20 protein-coding genes are annotated in these 14,616 nt (G+C 70.3%); 13 read left to right on the plus strand and 7 right to left on the minus strand.

The features are described 5' to 3' along the window. The first annotated feature begins 16 nt into the window (after positions 1–16). Genes PK98_RS12420 through PK98_RS12435 form a run of 4 tightly spaced genes read left to right on the plus strand, consistent with a single transcriptional unit; the run spans position 17 to position 3,125 of the window. Positions 17–649 (plus strand): protein-L-isoaspartate O-methyltransferase family protein, encoded by a 633-nt coding sequence (locus PK98_RS12420; RefSeq protein ID WP_039097184.1) that lies wholly within the window; start codon positions 17–19, stop codon positions 647–649. 31 nt (positions 650–680) lie between these two features. Then, positions 681–2,222: a TolC family outer membrane protein gene (locus PK98_RS12425; protein ID WP_081996277.1), complete on the plus strand. Its 1,542-nt coding sequence runs from the start codon at positions 681–683 to the stop codon at positions 2,220–2,222. Between the two features lie 32 nt (positions 2,223–2,254). Further along, the gene (locus tag PK98_RS12430; protein WP_039097185.1) at positions 2,255–2,704 is read left to right on the plus strand and encodes a DUF2497 domain-containing protein; all 450 of its coding nucleotides are present in this window, start codon (positions 2,255–2,257) and stop codon (positions 2,702–2,704) included. Continuing rightward, complete coding sequence (locus PK98_RS12435) at positions 2,697–3,125, plus strand: (2Fe-2S) ferredoxin domain-containing protein (protein ID WP_235425503.1); 429 nt, start codon at positions 2,697–2,699, stop codon at positions 3,123–3,125. Before PK98_RS12430 ends, PK98_RS12435 begins: the two co-directional genes overlap by 8 nt. On the opposite strand, the gene PK98_RS12440 is transcribed toward PK98_RS12435, so the two are convergent. Continuing rightward, on the minus strand, positions 3,110–3,409 hold the full coding sequence (locus PK98_RS12440; protein WP_039097186.1) for a hypothetical protein: 300 nt from the start codon (positions 3,407–3,409) through the stop codon (positions 3,110–3,112). The two genes, PK98_RS12435 and PK98_RS12440, sit on opposite strands and share 16 nt — an antisense overlap. Before the next feature lie 124 nt (positions 3,410–3,533). Between PK98_RS12440 and PK98_RS12445 the strand changes: the two genes are divergently transcribed. The 3 genes from PK98_RS12445 to xth all read left to right on the plus strand — a co-directional run bounded on the left by PK98_RS12445 (position 3,534) and on the right by xth (position 5,227). Beyond that, the gene (locus PK98_RS12445; protein WP_039097187.1) at positions 3,534–3,992 is read left to right on the plus strand and encodes a CBS domain-containing protein; all 459 of its coding nucleotides are present in this window, start codon (positions 3,534–3,536) and stop codon (positions 3,990–3,992) included. 91 nt (positions 3,993–4,083) lie between these two features. Continuing rightward, positions 4,084–4,443, plus strand: coding sequence for a HesB/IscA family protein (locus PK98_RS12450; protein ID WP_052208632.1), 360 nt, complete (start codon positions 4,084–4,086; stop codon positions 4,441–4,443). Positions 4,444–4,456: 13 nt separating this feature from the next. Continuing rightward, positions 4,457–5,227, plus strand: a complete 771-nt coding sequence (xth, locus tag PK98_RS12455) for an exodeoxyribonuclease III (protein ID WP_039097188.1) — start codon at positions 4,457–4,459, stop codon at positions 5,225–5,227. Positions 5,228–5,256: 29 nt separating this feature from the next. Here xth and PK98_RS16060 read toward each other — a convergent pair whose 3' ends face one another. Next, positions 5,257–5,574, minus strand: coding sequence for a UrcA family protein (locus tag PK98_RS16060; RefSeq protein WP_081996278.1), 318 nt, complete (start codon positions 5,572–5,574; stop codon positions 5,257–5,259). Between the two features lie 225 nt (positions 5,575–5,799). On the opposite strand from PK98_RS16060, the gene PK98_RS12465 reads away from it, so the two are divergent. Genes PK98_RS12465 through PK98_RS12475 form a run of 3 tightly spaced genes read left to right on the plus strand, consistent with a single transcriptional unit; the run spans position 5,800 to position 7,817 of the window. Then, on the plus strand, positions 5,800–6,054 hold the full coding sequence (locus PK98_RS12465; RefSeq protein ID WP_039097189.1) for a hypothetical protein: 255 nt from the start codon (positions 5,800–5,802) through the stop codon (positions 6,052–6,054). 60 nt (positions 6,055–6,114) lie between these two features. Next, positions 6,115–6,963: a diacylglycerol kinase family protein gene (locus tag PK98_RS12470; RefSeq protein WP_039097667.1), complete on the plus strand. Its 849-nt coding sequence runs from the start codon at positions 6,115–6,117 to the stop codon at positions 6,961–6,963. Beyond that, positions 6,960–7,817, plus strand: coding sequence for a metallophosphoesterase family protein (locus tag PK98_RS12475; protein ID WP_039097190.1), 858 nt, complete (start codon positions 6,960–6,962; stop codon positions 7,815–7,817). Before PK98_RS12470 ends, PK98_RS12475 begins: the two co-directional genes overlap by 4 nt. 19 nt (positions 7,818–7,836) lie before the next feature. Here the strand turns inward: PK98_RS12475 and PK98_RS12480 are convergent, their stop codons facing one another. From PK98_RS12480 to PK98_RS12500, 5 genes are all read right to left on the minus strand, one after another. After that, entirely contained in the window at positions 7,837–8,109 is a 273-nt protein-coding gene (locus tag PK98_RS12480) for a hypothetical protein (RefSeq protein WP_052208637.1), read from the minus strand. Between the two features lie 87 nt (positions 8,110–8,196). Next, positions 8,197–8,730, minus strand: coding sequence for a 30S ribosomal protein S9 (rpsI, locus tag PK98_RS12485; RefSeq protein ID WP_039097191.1), 534 nt, complete (start codon positions 8,728–8,730; stop codon positions 8,197–8,199). Next, positions 8,730–9,209 (minus strand): 50S ribosomal protein L13, encoded by a 480-nt coding sequence (rplM, locus tag PK98_RS12490; protein WP_039097192.1) that lies wholly within the window; start codon positions 9,207–9,209, stop codon positions 8,730–8,732. The genes rpsI and rplM overlap by 1 nt, the downstream gene beginning before the upstream one ends. A gap of 160 nt (positions 9,210–9,369) precedes the next feature. Next, positions 9,370–10,146: a hypothetical protein gene (locus PK98_RS12495; protein WP_039097193.1), complete on the minus strand. Its 777-nt coding sequence runs from the start codon at positions 10,144–10,146 to the stop codon at positions 9,370–9,372. Beyond that, positions 10,143–11,246 (minus strand): COX15/CtaA family protein, encoded by a 1,104-nt coding sequence (locus tag PK98_RS12500; protein WP_081996223.1) that lies wholly within the window; start codon positions 11,244–11,246, stop codon positions 10,143–10,145. The genes PK98_RS12495 and PK98_RS12500 overlap by 4 nt, the downstream gene beginning before the upstream one ends. 201 nt (positions 11,247–11,447) lie before the next feature. Here PK98_RS12500 and PK98_RS12505 point away from each other — a divergent pair, with 201 nt between their 5' ends. From PK98_RS12505 to PK98_RS12515, 3 genes are read left to right on the plus strand one after another with little or no spacing between them, the layout of a single operon-like run. Beyond that, positions 11,448–13,187, plus strand: a complete 1,740-nt coding sequence (locus PK98_RS12505) for a DUF885 domain-containing protein (RefSeq protein WP_052208803.1) — start codon at positions 11,448–11,450, stop codon at positions 13,185–13,187. Continuing rightward, positions 13,184–13,816: an NUDIX hydrolase gene (locus tag PK98_RS12510; protein ID WP_052208639.1), complete on the plus strand. Its 633-nt coding sequence runs from the start codon at positions 13,184–13,186 to the stop codon at positions 13,814–13,816. Before PK98_RS12505 ends, PK98_RS12510 begins: the two co-directional genes overlap by 4 nt. Further along, complete coding sequence (locus tag PK98_RS12515) at positions 13,813–14,604, plus strand: FadR/GntR family transcriptional regulator (protein WP_081996224.1); 792 nt, start codon at positions 13,813–13,815, stop codon at positions 14,602–14,604. Before PK98_RS12510 ends, PK98_RS12515 begins: the two co-directional genes overlap by 4 nt. The last annotated feature ends 12 nt before the right edge of the window (positions 14,605–14,616 follow it).

Raw genomic sequence — 14,616 nt, forward strand, 5'->3', positions numbered from 1 at the left:
TGCGACCGGACAGCCTGTGACCATTGTCGAAGACCGCACGCCCACCCGTACCGTTGCCGCCGACTTCGCCGTCGCGCGCAGGGCGATGATCGACTCCCAGCTGCGCCCCAGCGGCGTCAGCGCACCATGGGTGCTGGAACGGATGGCGGAGCTCCCGCGCGAAGATTTCGTGCCGCCCGCCCGCCGCGCCGTCGCCTACATGGATCGCGCCGTGCCGCTGGCCGGCGGTCGCTGGCTGGCCCCGGCCACGGTACACGGCCTGATGGTGCAGGAAGCGCGCCCCCGCGCCGACGACCGCGTGCTGGTGGTGGACGGCGGCAGCGGCTACCTGCCCACGCTGATCCGCCCGCTGGCGGGTTCGGTGGAGGTCATCGGGGTGGAGGCGGCAAGTGCCGGCACCGTGGCGGCCGACGGAGCCGGGGGCGGCTACACGCTGCTGCTGGTCGATGGCGCGGCGGAGCAGCTGCCCGCCCCCCTGCTGGCCACGCTGGCACCGGGCGCGCGGATCGTCACCGGGCTGGTGGAATCCGGTGTGACCCGGCTGGCGGCGGGACAGGCGGTGGACGGGCGCGCGGCGCTGCTGCCGTTGATGGAGATCGGCATTCCCGTGCTGCCCGAATTCGCCGCCCCCCGCGTCTGGAGCTTCTGAGCCGGTGACCCGTACCCCTGTCGGTAACGGCCTGCACCGTGCGGTCCGATTGCGCGGTCTGGCGGGCGGGTCACTGGCCCTGGCGCTGGTGCTGGGCGGTCCGCCCGCCCGGGCGGACACGCTGGAACAGGCGCTGATCGCCGCCTACACCAACAATCCCACGCTGAATGCCGCCCGCGCGGACCAGCGCGCGGTGGACGAGAACGTGCCGATCCAGCGTTCGGCCGGCCGGCCGACGGTCAACGGCACCGTTACCCTGATCGAGTTCCTGAAGCAGGCGCAGGTGAACTTCATCGCGCCGGAGCGGGCGCTGAATGCCGGGCTGGACCTGGCCGTGCCGCTGTATCAGGGAGGCGCGGTCCGCAACGGCATCCGCGCGGCGCAGGAGCGGGTCGCCGCCGGCCGGGCCGATCTGCGGTCGACCGAAAGCGTCATCTTCAGCCAGGTGGTCACGGCCTACATGGACGTGATCGGGAACGAGGCGATCGCATCCCTGTCCGCCAATCAGGTGGAGGTGCTGGAGATCAACCTGCAGGCCACCAGCGACCGGTTCGAGATCGGCGACCTGACCCGGACCGACGTGGCGCAGTCCGAGTCGCGCCTGGCCATTGCCCGCGGCGACCTGGAAAATGCCCGTGCCAACCTGGTGGGCGCCCGCGAACGCTACATCCAGCTGGTCGGCCTGGCGCCGACCGACCTGCAGCCGCCGCCCCCGCTGGCCAACCTGCCGCTGGTGGTGGACGATGCGGTCGACGTGGCGGTGCAGAACAATCCGGACGTGATCGCCGCGATCGAACGGGCGGAAGCGGCCGGCTTCGACATCCGCGTGGCGGGTGCCGGGCGGCTGCCGCGGCTGGATGCCTTTACGCAAGGATCCTACCAGAATTTCCTCGGTACTCTGGGCTCGGTGCCGGGCACCGGGAGCTCGAACCAGGTCGCGACCGACCTGCAGGCCGGGGTGCGGCTGACGCTGCCGCTATATCAGGGCGGGCAGTTCGCCGCCCAGCGGCGGCAGGCGCAGGCGCAGGCGGCCAGCACGCTGGAGAACGCCGTCGCCATCGAACGCGACGTGGTGCAGCAGACCCGCTCGGCCTTCACCAGCTGGCGCGCGGCGCTGGCGGTGATCGAATCCAGCCAGGTGGCGGTCGATGCGGCGGAGCTGAGCCTGGAAGGCGTGCAGGCGGAAAACACCGTCGGCAACCGGACCATCCTCGACATCCTCGACGCGCAGCGGGAATTGCTGATCGCACAGGTCGATCTCGTCACCGCGCGGCGCAACGCCTATGTCGCGGCCTTCACCCTGCTGGCGGCGATGGGCCGGGCGGAGGCGCGCGACCTGGGGCTGGCGGATGATGTCCCGTTCTATGACCCGGCAGCCAATTACGAACGCGTACAGGGCAAGTGGTGGGACTGGGACACCGACCCGAACCCCACCGTGCAGAGCCCGCGCACGGTTGACATTCCGGCGCAGGCGGCGGACGTTCCCACCGAAGATCAGGCCGGTTCCGGGGCGCAGGACATCCTGGAGGATACCAAGGCGGGCGAGCAGCCGGCGGTGGCGCCACAGCCTTGAGGTCGGCCTGGCAAAGGGCAGGGAACAGCAGCATGCAACTGGGTAACGAGGCGTCGGTGGAGGACATCCTGGCCTCCATCAAGCGGGTGATCGCGCGCGACCCGCCGCCGCCGCGTCCGGCCGCGCCGGCACCGGTCCCGGTCCCGCCCGCTGCTGCTGCCGCGCCGACCATGCGTGATCCGGAGCCGGTGGAGCCCGCCGATGCGGAGGAAGCCGCCGAGGTGCTGGCCGTGGTCGAGGCAGCGGTGCAGCCCGATCCGGCGCCGCTGACCAGCGATGCGACAGATGGTGCGCTGCGCGCCTCCTTCTCGCAACTGACCGCGATTGCCGGCCTGACGCAGGACGGCGCGGCGCCGCTGGACGATGCCGTGCAGCAGGCGCTGCGGCCGCTGCTGGCGCAATGGCTGGACGCCCATCTGCCGGCCCTGGTCGAGCGTCTGGTGCGCGAGGAGATCGCGCGTATCGCCGGCCCGCGTGGCTGACACCCCGCCCACCAGCGAGACGGAAGCCGAATGGGCGGCCGGCGCACTGGCCCGCGCAGGCCGGGCGCTGGCGGCGGTCGGCGGGGAAGCGATCCACCGACATATCTTCCTGTGCGGCATTTCCGACAAGCAGCAATGCTGCTCCCGCCCGGAAGGGGAGGAGGCGTGGAACTTCCTGAAGGCCCGGCTGAAGCAGCTGGGCCTGACCGCGCCGGGCAGGGAAGGCGGCATCGTGCGGCGGACCAAGGCCGATTGCCTGCAGATCTGCCATGCGGGGCCGATCGCGCTGATCTGGCCGGACCGGGTCTGGTATCATTCCTGCACGCCCGCGGTGCTGGAACGGATTATCCAGCAGCACCTGATCGACGGCGTGCCGGTCGCCGAATACCGGCTGCTGCCGGCGGATCAGTCGGGCGCCTGATCCTCGCCGTCCAGCCGGTGGTTCACCGAATGGTCGTGGCCGGTGCCGTTGGACAGGAAGACCAGCCCCATCAGCGCGCTCATCAGCAGCATGGTCAGGCCGATGCCCAGGGCAGACGCGATGAAGAAGTGCACGGACACCAGCGCCCCCTGCTGCCACAGCACCAGCATGGCGATCACCACCACGGCGATCGTCAGCGCCAGCATCAGCCACATCAGCCGGCGGAACCTCGCCCAGGCATGGGCGGCGGCATGCGGATCGTCGAGTGGGGAGCGGCGGGCCATGAAACCGCTTGTGCCCGTTCCGCATGGTCCGCGCAACAACATGGGGCAAAGGCCGCTGGCGGGGCGGGCACGATCATGGCATCCTCCCCAGCCCGAGGATAATAATACCAGGGGAGAGGAAGCCATGACCATCGCCGCCATCCTGCAAGAGCGCGACCACGAGATTGTCCATTGCACCCCCGGCACCAGCGTGGGCGATGCCGCCCGGCTGCTGGCCGAGCGCCGCATCGGCGCGCTGCCGGTGATGGCCGCGCCGGACGGCGGCACCAGCGGCGCGGTGCAGGGCATCTTTTCCGAACGGGACCTGCTGTATTGCCTGGCGCATGAAGGCGTGGCCGTGCTGGACCGCCCGGTGGCGGAGGTGATGACCAGTCCGGTCATCAGCGTGCGGCGCGACACCGCCGTGCTGGATGCGCTTGCGCTGATGACCGAACAGCGCGTCCGCCACCTGCCGGTGCTGGAAGGCGATGGCGGGGACGGGGTGCTGGTCGGCTTCCTGTCGATCGGCGACCTGGTGAAGTACCGGCTGGAGAAGATGGAGCGCGAGGCGGAGGCGATGCGCGAATATATCCGCAGCGCGTGATCCTTCGACAGGCCCCGGACGGAGCGGGGTTGTGGGAGAGCCGCACCCCGCGCCGCTTGAGCCATGGCTGCCGCCCCCCTACATTGCCCGCATGAGCAGCGCCCCCGCCACCGTCGCCCCCGATTCCGCCATCCCCGTGCTGACCCCCGCCGCCGCGGCGCGGGTGCAGGCGATCGCCGCGAAGCTGGGCAAGCCCGCCGTGCTGCGGCTGGCGGTGGAAGGGGGCGGCTGTTCCGGATTCCAGTACCGCTTCGGCCTGGCCGATGGCGTGGACGCCGATGACCGGGTGAGCGAGACGGGCGGCGTGCGGCTGGCGGTCGACCCGGTCAGCCTGGACCTGGTGGCCGGCTGCACGGTCGATTTCGTCGAGTCGCTGGGCGGTGCGGCGTTCAAGGTGGACAATCCACAGGCAGCGGCCGGCTGCGGCTGCGGCTCCAGCTTCGGCATCTGAGCCGGAACGGCCGATGCGGATCGCCAGCTTCAACATCAATGGCGTCAAGGCGCGCCTGCCGCGGCTGCTGGAATGGCTGGAGGAGCGTCGCCCGGCGGTCGCCTGCCTGCAGGAGATCAAGAGCCAGGACGAGACCTTCCCGGCCGAGGAATTCGCGAAGATCGGCTACCACGCGATCTGGCACGGGCAGAAGGGCTTCAACGGAGTGGCGATCCTGGCTGACGGCGCGCCGCCGGTGGAGATCGCCCGCGGCCTGCCCGGCGACCCGGAGGACGTGCAGTCCCGCCTGATCGAGGCGGAGGTGAACGGGGTGCATATCGTCAACCTGTACCTGCCGAACGGCAATCCGCAGCCCGGCCCGAAATTCGACTACAAGCTGGCCTGGATGGCGCGCCTGCGCACCCGGATGCAGGAACTGCTGGCGGCGGAGCGGCCGACCGTGGTGCTGGGCGACTACAATGTCATCCCGCATGACCGCGATACCTTCAGCGTGCGGGCCATGGCAGCCGATGCGCTGATGCAGCCGGAAAGCCGGGACGCGTATTTCCGCCTGCTGGCGGATGGCTGGACGGACGCGATCGACACGCTGAACCCGCAAGGCGGGGTGTGGACCTTCTGGGACTATCAGGCCGGCGCCTGGCAGCGGGACCACGGTTTCCGCATCGATCACCTGCTGCTGAGTCCGCAGGCAGCGGACCGGCTGGTCGCAGCCGGGGTGGACAAGGATTATCGTGGACGGGAAAAGGCCAGCGATCACGCGCCCGTCTGGGTGGAGCTGGCCTGATCCGTCGGCAGCCGCAGCACGGGCTGTCCTTACCCGCCGCGTCCGACCCGGTCGGTCATGACCTCGGCGAACTGCACCGCCACATCGCGCCGCGCCTGGCGGTAGCAACGGGCCTCGTTCTGGGTGCTCAGCAGCGTCTGGTTCGTGGGATAGCGGCAGACCTGCTTCGCAGCGCGGTTCAGCCGGCGCTGCAGCGTGACCTGCCCGTCCTGGGTGGCGAGGTCGAGATCGTCGTGCATCACGGCGACGCTCACGGTCTCGCGGCCGTCGGCGGCGGCGGCCGGCAGGGCCAGGGTGCCGCTCGCGGCGACGGCGGCGGCGATCAGGGTGGCGGTGGTCTTGAACATGATGCCTCTCTCCTTGTTGGTGCGGTTCGGGTCGTGCGGTGTGCCCCGCCGGGCCCGGGACTGATGAGCCGGCGGGGCACGAGTCACGGGATAGGCGGTTGCCGCGCCCCTCGCCTGCTGCCATCGATCGGCCATGGACGGCGTTCGACCACGGGCAGGCAGGATGGGTGAACGGCCGCATGCGCCCGCCAAAGCGCGTTTGTGGCCCGACGGGCGGCGTGCCGCATGGCGCTGATCGTCGCCTTCCTGCTCGGCATCGCCAATTTCGCGCTGCACGCCGCGGTGCTGGAACGGCGCCGGCAGCTGCTGGCGGGCATGGGCTGGCCACAATGGGCCGGGCGGGCCAGCATGGTGGCGGAGTTCGCCGTGCTGCTGGGCGCGCTGCTCCTGGTGCAGGGTGGTTACCCCCAGTGGGTGTGGCTGTATGCCGGCTATACGCTGGTCAATGCGGCGGGCGGCTGGCTGCTGCTGCGGCAGTAATGACGGGGGCGGCATCACGATGCGCGGGAACAGGCAGGCGCGCCGGCGCTTTGGCGGATGATGGCTGAACCTCGCGCCCTATGGCTGGTCAACAATGCCTCCAGCGGCAGCAATGATGACGATGCGCTCCAGGCGCTCGACAAGTGTTGCGGCACGCATGGCGTGCGCGTGGCGCAGCGGACGACATTCCCCAAGCATGACCTGCCCACACCGGCGATGCTGGATGCGGCCGGAATCGGGCTGGTGGCGGTGTTTGCCGGCGACGGCACGATAAACGCCACGATCAGCGCGCTGGCCGGCTGGGGCGGGGAGGTGCTGGTCCTGCCGGGCGGCACCATGAACCTGCTGTTCCACCGCCTGCATGGCGATCGCACCATGGACCAGGTGATCGCCGACGCCGCCGCCGGCCGCTATCAGGCGCGCCGCCCAGGCCTTGCCCGCAGCGATGCGGGCGACGCACTGGCGGGCGTGCTGGCCGGGCCGGGCACCAGCTGGAACCAGGTGCGCGAGGCGATGCGCGATGTCGCGGTGCTCGACCTGGCTGCGGGAGCGGTGGCGGCCGTCAGCGATTCGCTGGCGGGCGACATGATCGCCTGTGCCGACCCGGCGCTGGGCCGGGCGGAAGGATACCCGCTGCTGATGCTGACACCGACGGACGAGGGATTGCAGGTCGACGCCTACCGGGCCGAGACCGTCGGCGATTATCTGCAGCAGGGCTGGGCTTTGATGCGCCGCAATTTCCGCGACGGACCGCACGAAAAGCTGGGCACCGTCGACCAGGTCAGCTTCACCAGCCTGTCGGGCAAGCCGTTCGGCATGCTGATCGATGGCGAGCCGGCCGAGCCTGCCCCGAGAGCCACATTTACTCTGGCCCGATGCGAGGTTGACCTGATAGCGACCGCTGCATGAGTACCGAGACCCTGCTGTTCCATATCAGTGACGTGCATTTCGGGCTGGAGGACAGCCGTGCCGTCAACTGGGCGCGGGACGAGATCGCCCGGCAGCAGCCCGACGGCGTGGCGTTGACCGGCGATCTGACGATGCGCGCGCGCAGCCATGAATTCACCGCCGCCTGCCGCTGGATCCAGTCGCTGGACGCGCCGGTGACCGTCGGCGTCGGCAATCACGACCTGCCCTATTTCAACCTGCTGGAGCGGTTCTTCGCGCCCTATCGCCGGTTCGGCGCGGTGCAGGCGCTGGTGGAGCGGGAACTGGACCTGCCCGGCCTGGCGATCGTGCCGCTGAAGACCGCCATCCGCGCGCAACCGCGCTTCAACTGGTCCAAGGGCTGGGTGACGAAGGCCGCATTGCGCCGCTGCCTGGCCGCGATCGATGCCTTGCCGGCAGGCACCCGCGCGCTGGTGGCGGTGCACCACCCCTTGCGGGAGGTCGGCACGAAAGGCACCGCGCTGACCCATGGCGGCAGCCATGCACTGGCCCAGCTGGCGAAGCGGAACGTGCTGGGCGTGCTGAGCGGCCATGTGCACGACCCGTTCGACATCGTGGAGCAGACGCCGCACGGGCCGGTGCGGATGATCGGCGCCGGCACCCTGTCGCAGCGGGTCCGTTCCACCCCGCCATCCTTCAACGAATTGCGGTGGGACGGGCAGACGCTGCAGGTGCGCGCACGTAACCTGGCGGAGGTGCCAACGCCGGAGATGCAGATCGACGACGTGCCGGAAGACGCCATGCCCCCCCGTACACCCGGCGAGCCGGTCGCCCCGGTGGGTGCGGTGCCGGCGGTCGATCCGCCGGTGCATTGAACAGTGGCTGAGGCGGCGGTCAGTCCGCCGTTGCCAGCATTGCCCAGACCAGCACGGCCAGAGCCAGCACAGCCAGCAGCGCCGCGATACGCAGCCCTGCCGGGCGGATGCGACGCGCCCCTTCGACCAGCACGCCCGTGCCCAGCAGCAGCACGGCCAGCGCGGCAAAATCCTCTACCCCCCAGCGCATCGCCGAGGTGAAGCGCATGGCGAGCGCCGGCAGGAGCAGCAGCGCGGCGGCACCGATCCACAACGGGTGACTCGACAGGCGGGCGGGGGTGGTGCTGACCATGCGGGCAGGCTGCGCCCGGCGCTGCGGCCGGGCAACAAAAAAGGGCGGCCCCGCAGGACCGCCCTTTCTGTGTTCGGAGAAGACCGATCAGCGCTTGGAGAACTGGAAGCTCCGGCGCGCCTTGGCGCGGCCATACTTCTTGCGTTCCACGGTGCGGCTGTCGCGGGTCAGGAACCCGGCGGCCTTGACGGCGGCGCGCAGGGCCGGCTCGTACTTGGTCAGCGCCTGGCTGATGCCATGCTTGACCGCGCCGGCCTGGCCGGACAGGCCGCCGCCCTTGACGGTGGCGATCACGTCGTACTGGCCTTCACGCTCCGCCACCTGGAACGGCTGGTTGATCACCAGGCGCAGGGTGGGACGTGCGAAGTAGCTTTCCTGCTCGCGGCCATTGACCACGACCTTGCCGCTGCCGGGCTTGATCCACACGCGGGCGACGGCATCCTTGCGGCGGCCGGTCGCATAGGCACGGCCCTGCGCGTCGATGATCTGCTCCCGCAGGGGCATGGTGGACACGCGCGGCGTGTTGACGGTGGCTTCGCCGGCATCGTCGCCGCCATTGCTGGCAGCGCCCAGATCCTGCAGATCGGCCAGGTCGGTGACGGTGTTGGTGGTGTCGGCCATTACGCGGCAGCCTTGTTCTTGCGGTTCATGGAAGCGACGTCGAGCGCGGCGGGCTGCTGCCCGGCATGCGGATGATCGGTACCGGCATACAAGTGCAGGGCGCGCATCTGGTCACGACCCAGCGGGCCGCGCGGAATCATGCGCTCCACGGCCTTCTCCAGCACACGCTCCGGGAAGCGGCCGTCCAGCACCTTGGCTGCGGTCGTAGCCTTGATGCCGCCGGCATAGCCGGTGTGCTTGTAGTAGGTCTTCTGATCACGCTTGTTGCCGGTGAAGCGGACCTTGTCGGCATTGATGACGATCACGTGGTCGCCGCAATCGACATGCGGGGTGTAGCTCGGCTTGTGCTTGCCGCGCAGATGGTTGGCGACGATCACCGCCAGGCGGCCCACGACCAGCCCCTCGGCATCGATCACATGCCACTTCTTTTCGACTTCGGCCGGCTTGATCGACCGTGTCTGCTTGCTCAGCGCCTTCATGGCTGCTCCGTTTGCTTGAACTGCTTGAGTGATTCGCTCGGGGCGCACGGCAGGGCCGGTCCTTGGCGAAGTGGCCGCGCTTTAAGCTGCGGCACCGCAAACGGTCAAGGTTTTCCGCCGGTTTGCGGGCCGGTAAAATAATACCGTGCCGCCGGATGCGTCAGGAAAGCGGGCGCAAGGTCCAGCTTTCCACCGTGCGCTTGTGGTGGCCGCCGACCTCCGTGATGATCTCCCGCTGCGCTTCCGTCAGCAGGCCGGTCTCCGGCGTGCGCGCCATGTGATAGCTGGCGGTGACCACGCCTTCGCTGCCATCCGGCAGGTTCACCGTGCGGCTTTCGTGATGCTGCGCGCGCTCGGGCGCGAACAGGTCCGGGGGCAGGGTGGTCAGCAGCAGCAGCGCGTTCTCGTGGATAGCGCGGGCGAAGCGGGCCAGCTCCTCGGCATCCTTGGGCACCTTCGCCGCTTCGCCGATGGTGGTCAGCACCTGCGTGATCGCCTCGTTCAGCTGCGGCGCCTCTTGCACTTCGTTCAGGCCGACGATGTGCCCGGTATCGGTCAGGTGCAGGGGAAACAGGCCCTGCTCCACCCGCTGCCGCTCCAGCTGCACGAACCGGTCCAGCTGCGGCGGGGCGTCCACCTCCACCCCGACCTGTTCCCCGGTGACGAGGTAGCCATCCTCCGCCCGCTCGAACCGGATCGCGAAGGATCGGGTGACCACGAACAGCTTGCCGTCGCGCAGCTCCCGCTGCAGGCGGCGGGTATAGAGCATGGGCGTGGCCGGCGGCTCGAAGCGGAGCGATGGCCTGTCCGCCGGCGGCGGCGCCAGCGCCTGGTCCGATCCGCTGGCCAGCACCGGTACCGGCAGCACCAGCAGAGCGAGCAGCGCGGCCTGCCCGATGGCGGAACGGCCGGTCAGGGCATGGCGCGGCGTCGTCACGCGCCGCGCCTCCCGATCACATGCACGCCCCAGGCGGTGGCTATCACCAGCAGCGCGCCGACCAGCTGGTGCAGCACCGCGATCCACAGCGCGACACCCGTCAGCACGGTGGCGATCCCCAGCAGGATCTGCGTGCCGAAGGCGCAATGGATGGCGACGGATGCCGGCCGCGAGCCTGCCTTGCGCACGCGCCGCGCCAGCACCACCAGCGCCGCCACCGCGACAAAGGCCCACCAGCGATGCAGCCAGTGGACCGCGAACGGATCGCTGGTCAGCGCCCGCAACGCACCCCCGCCCAGGCCCAGGTCCGGCACCAGCCGTCCACCCATCAGCGGCCAGCTGTCGCTGGCATGGCCGGCATCCAGCCCGGCGACCCAGGCGCCCAGCAGCAGCTGCACGAACAGCACCGTCGCCACCAGCAGGCCGGTACCGGTCAGCCGCGCGTGCGTTGCCGCATCCCGCGTCAGCTGCAGCCGGCGCAGGTCCAGCGCGGTCCAGACCAGCCCCGCCAGCGTGAACAGGGCGGTCAGCAGATGGATCGACAGCCAGAAATGGCTGACGCTGGTGCGCGTACCCGCCAGGCCAGACCGGACCATGAACCAGCCGAATACCCCCTGCAGCGCCCCGAGCGCCAGCAGCGCCAGCAGCCGCGGCAGATATCCGGCCGGGATCGCCCGCCGCAACCAGAACCAGGCCAGCGGCAGCGCGAACGCCAGGCCGATCACCCGGCCCAGCAGGCGGTGGGCCCATTCCCAGAAATAGATGAACTTGTAGTCGGCCAGTGTCATGCCGGCGGGCCCGGTGACCTGCCGGTACTCGGGGATCTGGCGATAGGCGGCGAACTCCGCCTCCCACTGGCCTTGCGTCAGCGGGGGGATCGCGCCGGTCACCGGCTTCCATTCGGTGATCGACAGGCCGCTTTCGGTCAGCCGGGTAATGCCGCCCACCACCACCATCAGCACCACCAGCGTCGCCACGATCCACAGCCATCGCGCCACCGCCAGCGGCCGTGCGGTAGCATGCGGAGCGTCGCGGGCAGGGGCAGTGGCGGGGCCATTGCTGGGATGGGCATGCGCATTGCCCGGGATGCGAGTGACCATGAAGGTGTGTTGGCATACGCAGGGAAAATCGCAAGTGGCACTGCACGCGGTTGATTATCTGCCGACGAAAGTTGCGCGGGTGCTTGTGGTGCGGCCGGGCGGCGGGCAGGCAGCTGGCATCTGCCCGCCGCCGCCAACCGGAGTTTGCCGCCCTTGCGTCCGATCGCCTATCTGCTGCCGCTGTTCCTGCCATTCGCCGCCATGCCGGCCCTGGCGCAGGAAGCGTCCGCCACCAGCGTGGCGGCCAGCCGGACCGACACTGATGCCGACGCCCGCCTGCGTGCCTTGTACGAGCGGGAGTGGGCCTGGCGGCAGGAGCAGTTCGCGCGGATCACCGACGCATCGGGTGGCGACAAGCCGGCCGACCACCTGCCCCGCGTCGATCCCGCCGTCCAGGCCGCACGCCTGGCCTACTGGCAGGCGGCGCTGGCGGAACTGGACGCCATCCCCGTCGACCGGCTGAGCGAGGAGGAGCAGGTCAACGCCGCCGTGCTGCGCACCAGCCTGGAGGCGTTTGTGGCCGATGGCCGGTATCGCGGCTGGGAGATGCCGCTCAACGCCGACAGCAATTTCTGGTCCTATCTGGCGGAGCAGCGCCCGCTCGCCGATGCGGAGGAGTATCGCCGGTATCTGGGCCGGATGCGCGACGTGCCGCGTTACTTCGACGAGCAGATCGCCAACATGCGGGCCGGCCTCGCCCGCGGGTTCAGCGTGCCGCGCGTGACGCTGGCCGGACGGGATGCCTCCATCGCCGCCCATGCAGTGGCCGGGCCGCAGGACAACCCCTTCTGGGCGCCGTTCGCCGCCATGCCGGCGAGCATCCCGGCGGCCGAGCAGGCGGCATTGCGGGCCGAGGCCGAGCGTGCGATCGGCGAGGCTGTCGTCCCGGCCTACACGAAGCTGCTGGCCTTCTTCCGCGACGAATACCTGCCGGGCACCCGCACCACGCTGGCGGCGCGCGACCTGCCGGACGGTGCGGCCTATTATGCCGCGCAGATCCGCGAATACACCACGCTGGACCTGTCGGCGGAGGAGATCCACGCGATCGGCCTGGCCGAGGTGGCGCGGATCGAGGCGGAGATGCAGCTCACCATGGCGGAGGCCGGCCATACCGGCACCTTTGCCGAGTTCCTGCAGTTCCTGCGCACCGACCCGCGCTTCATCGCCCGCGATGGCGACGAGCTGCTGGGCTATGCCGCGCTGGTCAGCAAGCGGGCCGATGGCGAGTTGAAGAACGTGATCGGCCGCCTGCCGCGCTACCGCTTTACCATCCTGCCGGTGCCGGATGCGATCGCGCCATTCTACACCGCCGGGCGCGGCGGGCTGGAGGCGTGCTACATGAACACGCACGATCTGCCGTCGCGCCCGCTCTACAACATCCCCGCGCTGGTGCTGCACGAATGCAATCCGGGCCACAGCCTGCAGGCGGCGCTGGCGCTGGAAGGGCCGGCGCGGCCCGCCTTCCGCCGGCAGGCCTATTTCAGCGGCTATGGCGAGGGGTGGGGCCTGTATGTCGAATGGCTGGGCACGAGCATGGGCATCTACCGCACGCCATATGAAAGGTTCGGGCGGCAGACCTACGAGATGTGGCGCGCCGCGCGGCTGGTGATCGACACGGGGGTGCACCATCATGGCTGGAGCCGGGAGCAGGCGATCGCCTATCTGGCGGACCGCACCGCCCTGTCGCGACACGAGGTCGAGACGGAGGTCGACCGCTACATCAGCTGGCCCGGACAGGCGCTGGCCTACAAGCTGGGCGAGCTGACGCTGCGGCGAAAGCGCGCCGATGCCGAGGCGGCGCTGGGTGCAGGCTTCGACCAGCGGCGCTTCCACGATCTGGTGCTGGATCTCGGCTCCGTCCCGCTGCCGGTGCTGGAGGCGCGGATCGACCGCTGGATCGCCGCGGGCGGGCCGGCCGTCTACCCGGAGGAAGGCGCATGACGGGCGAGGCGCGGATCGTCGGCCGCACGCGGGTCTATGATGGATGGTACCGGCTGGACCGGCTGGCACTGGCGCTCCCCGGCGGGGTGGTGGCGGAACGGCACCTGCTGGACAATGGCAGTGCGGTCGCGGTGCTGCCCTACGATCCGGAACGGCGTGTCTGCCTGCTGGTCAGCCAGCCGCGCGCGCCGGTGATCGACGCGGGTGCGCCGCCGCTGCTGGAGGTGATCGCCGGCGGGCTGGACGGGGCCGGCGCGGCGGAGCGGATCGTCGAGGAGGCGTGGGAGGAGGCCGGTCTGCGGCTCGGCATGCTGGAGCCGGTGTGCAACATCTGGCCGATGTGCCCGGTGTCAACGGAGCGGGTGCAGCTGTACCTGGCGCCCTATTCGGCCGCCCAGCGCGAAGGGCCGGGCGGCGGGTCGGAGCCGGACGAGCTGATCGAGGTGCACGAGATCGGGTTGGACGCCCTGCGCGAGCAGGCGTTGAACGGGGCCCTGGTCGACGCCAAGACGCTGATCCTGGCGCAGGCGCTGCTGCTGCGGCATCCGGGATTGTGGCAGGCGGACGGCGCGGCGGACCCTTCGTCAGCGTTGCAATTGGGCGGAACGCCTCGCATGACAGCGCCATGAGCGACACGGGCAGGATAGCGGGCGCAACGGTGCAGGGCGGCGTGCCGGGCCGGCGCGACCGGCTGTATCAGGAACTGGCGCGTACCCTGATGGCCGATTTCGGAGCCGCGGGCCACAAGCCCGGCGATCGCCTGCCACCCGAACGCGAGCTGTCGCAACGCTACGATGTCAGCCGCCCGACCGTGCGGGAGGCGCTGATCGCGCTGGAGGTGCAGGGCCTGATCGAGGTGCGCATCGGCTCCGGCGCCTATCTGAAGGCGTTGCCCGATGATGACGCGCCGGCCACCTTCGCCGTCAGCGCGTTCGAGGTGACGGAGGCGCGGCTGCTGGTGGAGCCGGAGGTGGCCGGTCTGGCCGCGGCGCAGATCGACCGGCAGGAGCTGGCGCAGCTGGCCGCGCTGGTGGACGGGATCGCGCAGGAGAATGCGCGCCACGCCGGGACGGAAAGCGCCGACCGGGAGTTCCACCTGCTGATCGCGCGCGCCAGCCGCAATGCCGCGCTGCTGCGCATCGTGGAGGATCTGTGGACGCTGCGCGCCGCCTCGCCCGAGACGGCGCTGCTTTATGCCAAGGCACGGGCGGCCAACATCCAGCCGGTGGTGGAGGAGCACACCGCCATTCTGCGGGCACTGGAGGCCGGCGATGCGACGGCTTCCCGCGCCGCAATGCGCGCACATCTGAACGCGGTGCTGGACAGTCTGCTGTTCGCGACGGAGGAACGCGCGATCGAGGAAGCGCGGCGGGCCTCCCGGTCGCGCAAGGCCCGCATCGCGCACACGATCGACTGAGCGGGCGCCCTC

The organism is Croceibacterium mercuriale, assembly GCF_000802385.1.
Classification (GTDB): Bacteria; Pseudomonadota; Alphaproteobacteria; order Sphingomonadales; family Sphingomonadaceae; genus Croceibacterium; species Croceibacterium mercuriale.

Excerpts from the sequence above, each read along its gene's own strand:
- PK98_RS12510 (WP_052208639.1), top strand. The coding sequence starts at position 13,184 with ATGACGGGCGAGGCGCGGATCGTCGGCCGCACGCGGGTCTATGATGGA.
- PK98_RS12430 (WP_039097185.1), top strand. The coding sequence starts at position 2,255 with ATGCAACTGGGTAACGAGGCGTCGGTGGAGGACATCCTGGCCTCCATC.
- PK98_RS12480 (WP_052208637.1), bottom strand. The coding sequence starts at position 8,109 with ATGGTCAGCACCACCCCCGCCCGCCTGTCGAGTCACCCGTTGTGGATC.
- PK98_RS12445 (WP_039097187.1), top strand. The coding sequence starts at position 3,534 with ATGACCATCGCCGCCATCCTGCAAGAGCGCGACCACGAGATTGTCCAT.
- PK98_RS12450 (WP_052208632.1), top strand. The coding sequence starts at position 4,084 with ATGAGCAGCGCCCCCGCCACCGTCGCCCCCGATTCCGCCATCCCCGTG.
- rpsI (WP_039097191.1), bottom strand. The coding sequence starts at position 8,730 with ATGGCCGACACCACCAACACCGTCACCGACCTGGCCGATCTGCAGGAT.
- PK98_RS12505 (WP_052208803.1), top strand. The coding sequence starts at position 11,448 with ATGCCGGCCCTGGCGCAGGAAGCGTCCGCCACCAGCGTGGCGGCCAGC.
- PK98_RS12475 (WP_039097190.1), top strand. The coding sequence starts at position 6,960 with ATGAGTACCGAGACCCTGCTGTTCCATATCAGTGACGTGCATTTCGGG.
- xth (WP_039097188.1), top strand. The coding sequence starts at position 4,457 with ATGCGGATCGCCAGCTTCAACATCAATGGCGTCAAGGCGCGCCTGCCG.
- PK98_RS12515 (WP_081996224.1), top strand. The coding sequence starts at position 13,813 with ATGAGCGACACGGGCAGGATAGCGGGCGCAACGGTGCAGGGCGGCGTG.
- rplM (WP_039097192.1), bottom strand. The coding sequence starts at position 9,209 with ATGAAGGCGCTGAGCAAGCAGACACGGTCGATCAAGCCGGCCGAAGTC.
- PK98_RS16060 (WP_081996278.1), bottom strand. The coding sequence starts at position 5,574 with ATGTTCAAGACCACCGCCACCCTGATCGCCGCCGCCGTCGCCGCGAGC.
- PK98_RS12440 (WP_039097186.1), bottom strand. The coding sequence starts at position 3,409 with ATGGCCCGCCGCTCCCCACTCGACGATCCGCATGCCGCCGCCCATGCC.
- PK98_RS12470 (WP_039097667.1), top strand. The coding sequence starts at position 6,115 with ATGGCTGAACCTCGCGCCCTATGGCTGGTCAACAATGCCTCCAGCGGC.
- PK98_RS12465 (WP_039097189.1), top strand. The coding sequence starts at position 5,800 with ATGGCGCTGATCGTCGCCTTCCTGCTCGGCATCGCCAATTTCGCGCTG.
- PK98_RS12500 (WP_081996223.1), bottom strand. The coding sequence starts at position 11,246 with ATGGTCACTCGCATCCCGGGCAATGCGCATGCCCATCCCAGCAATGGC.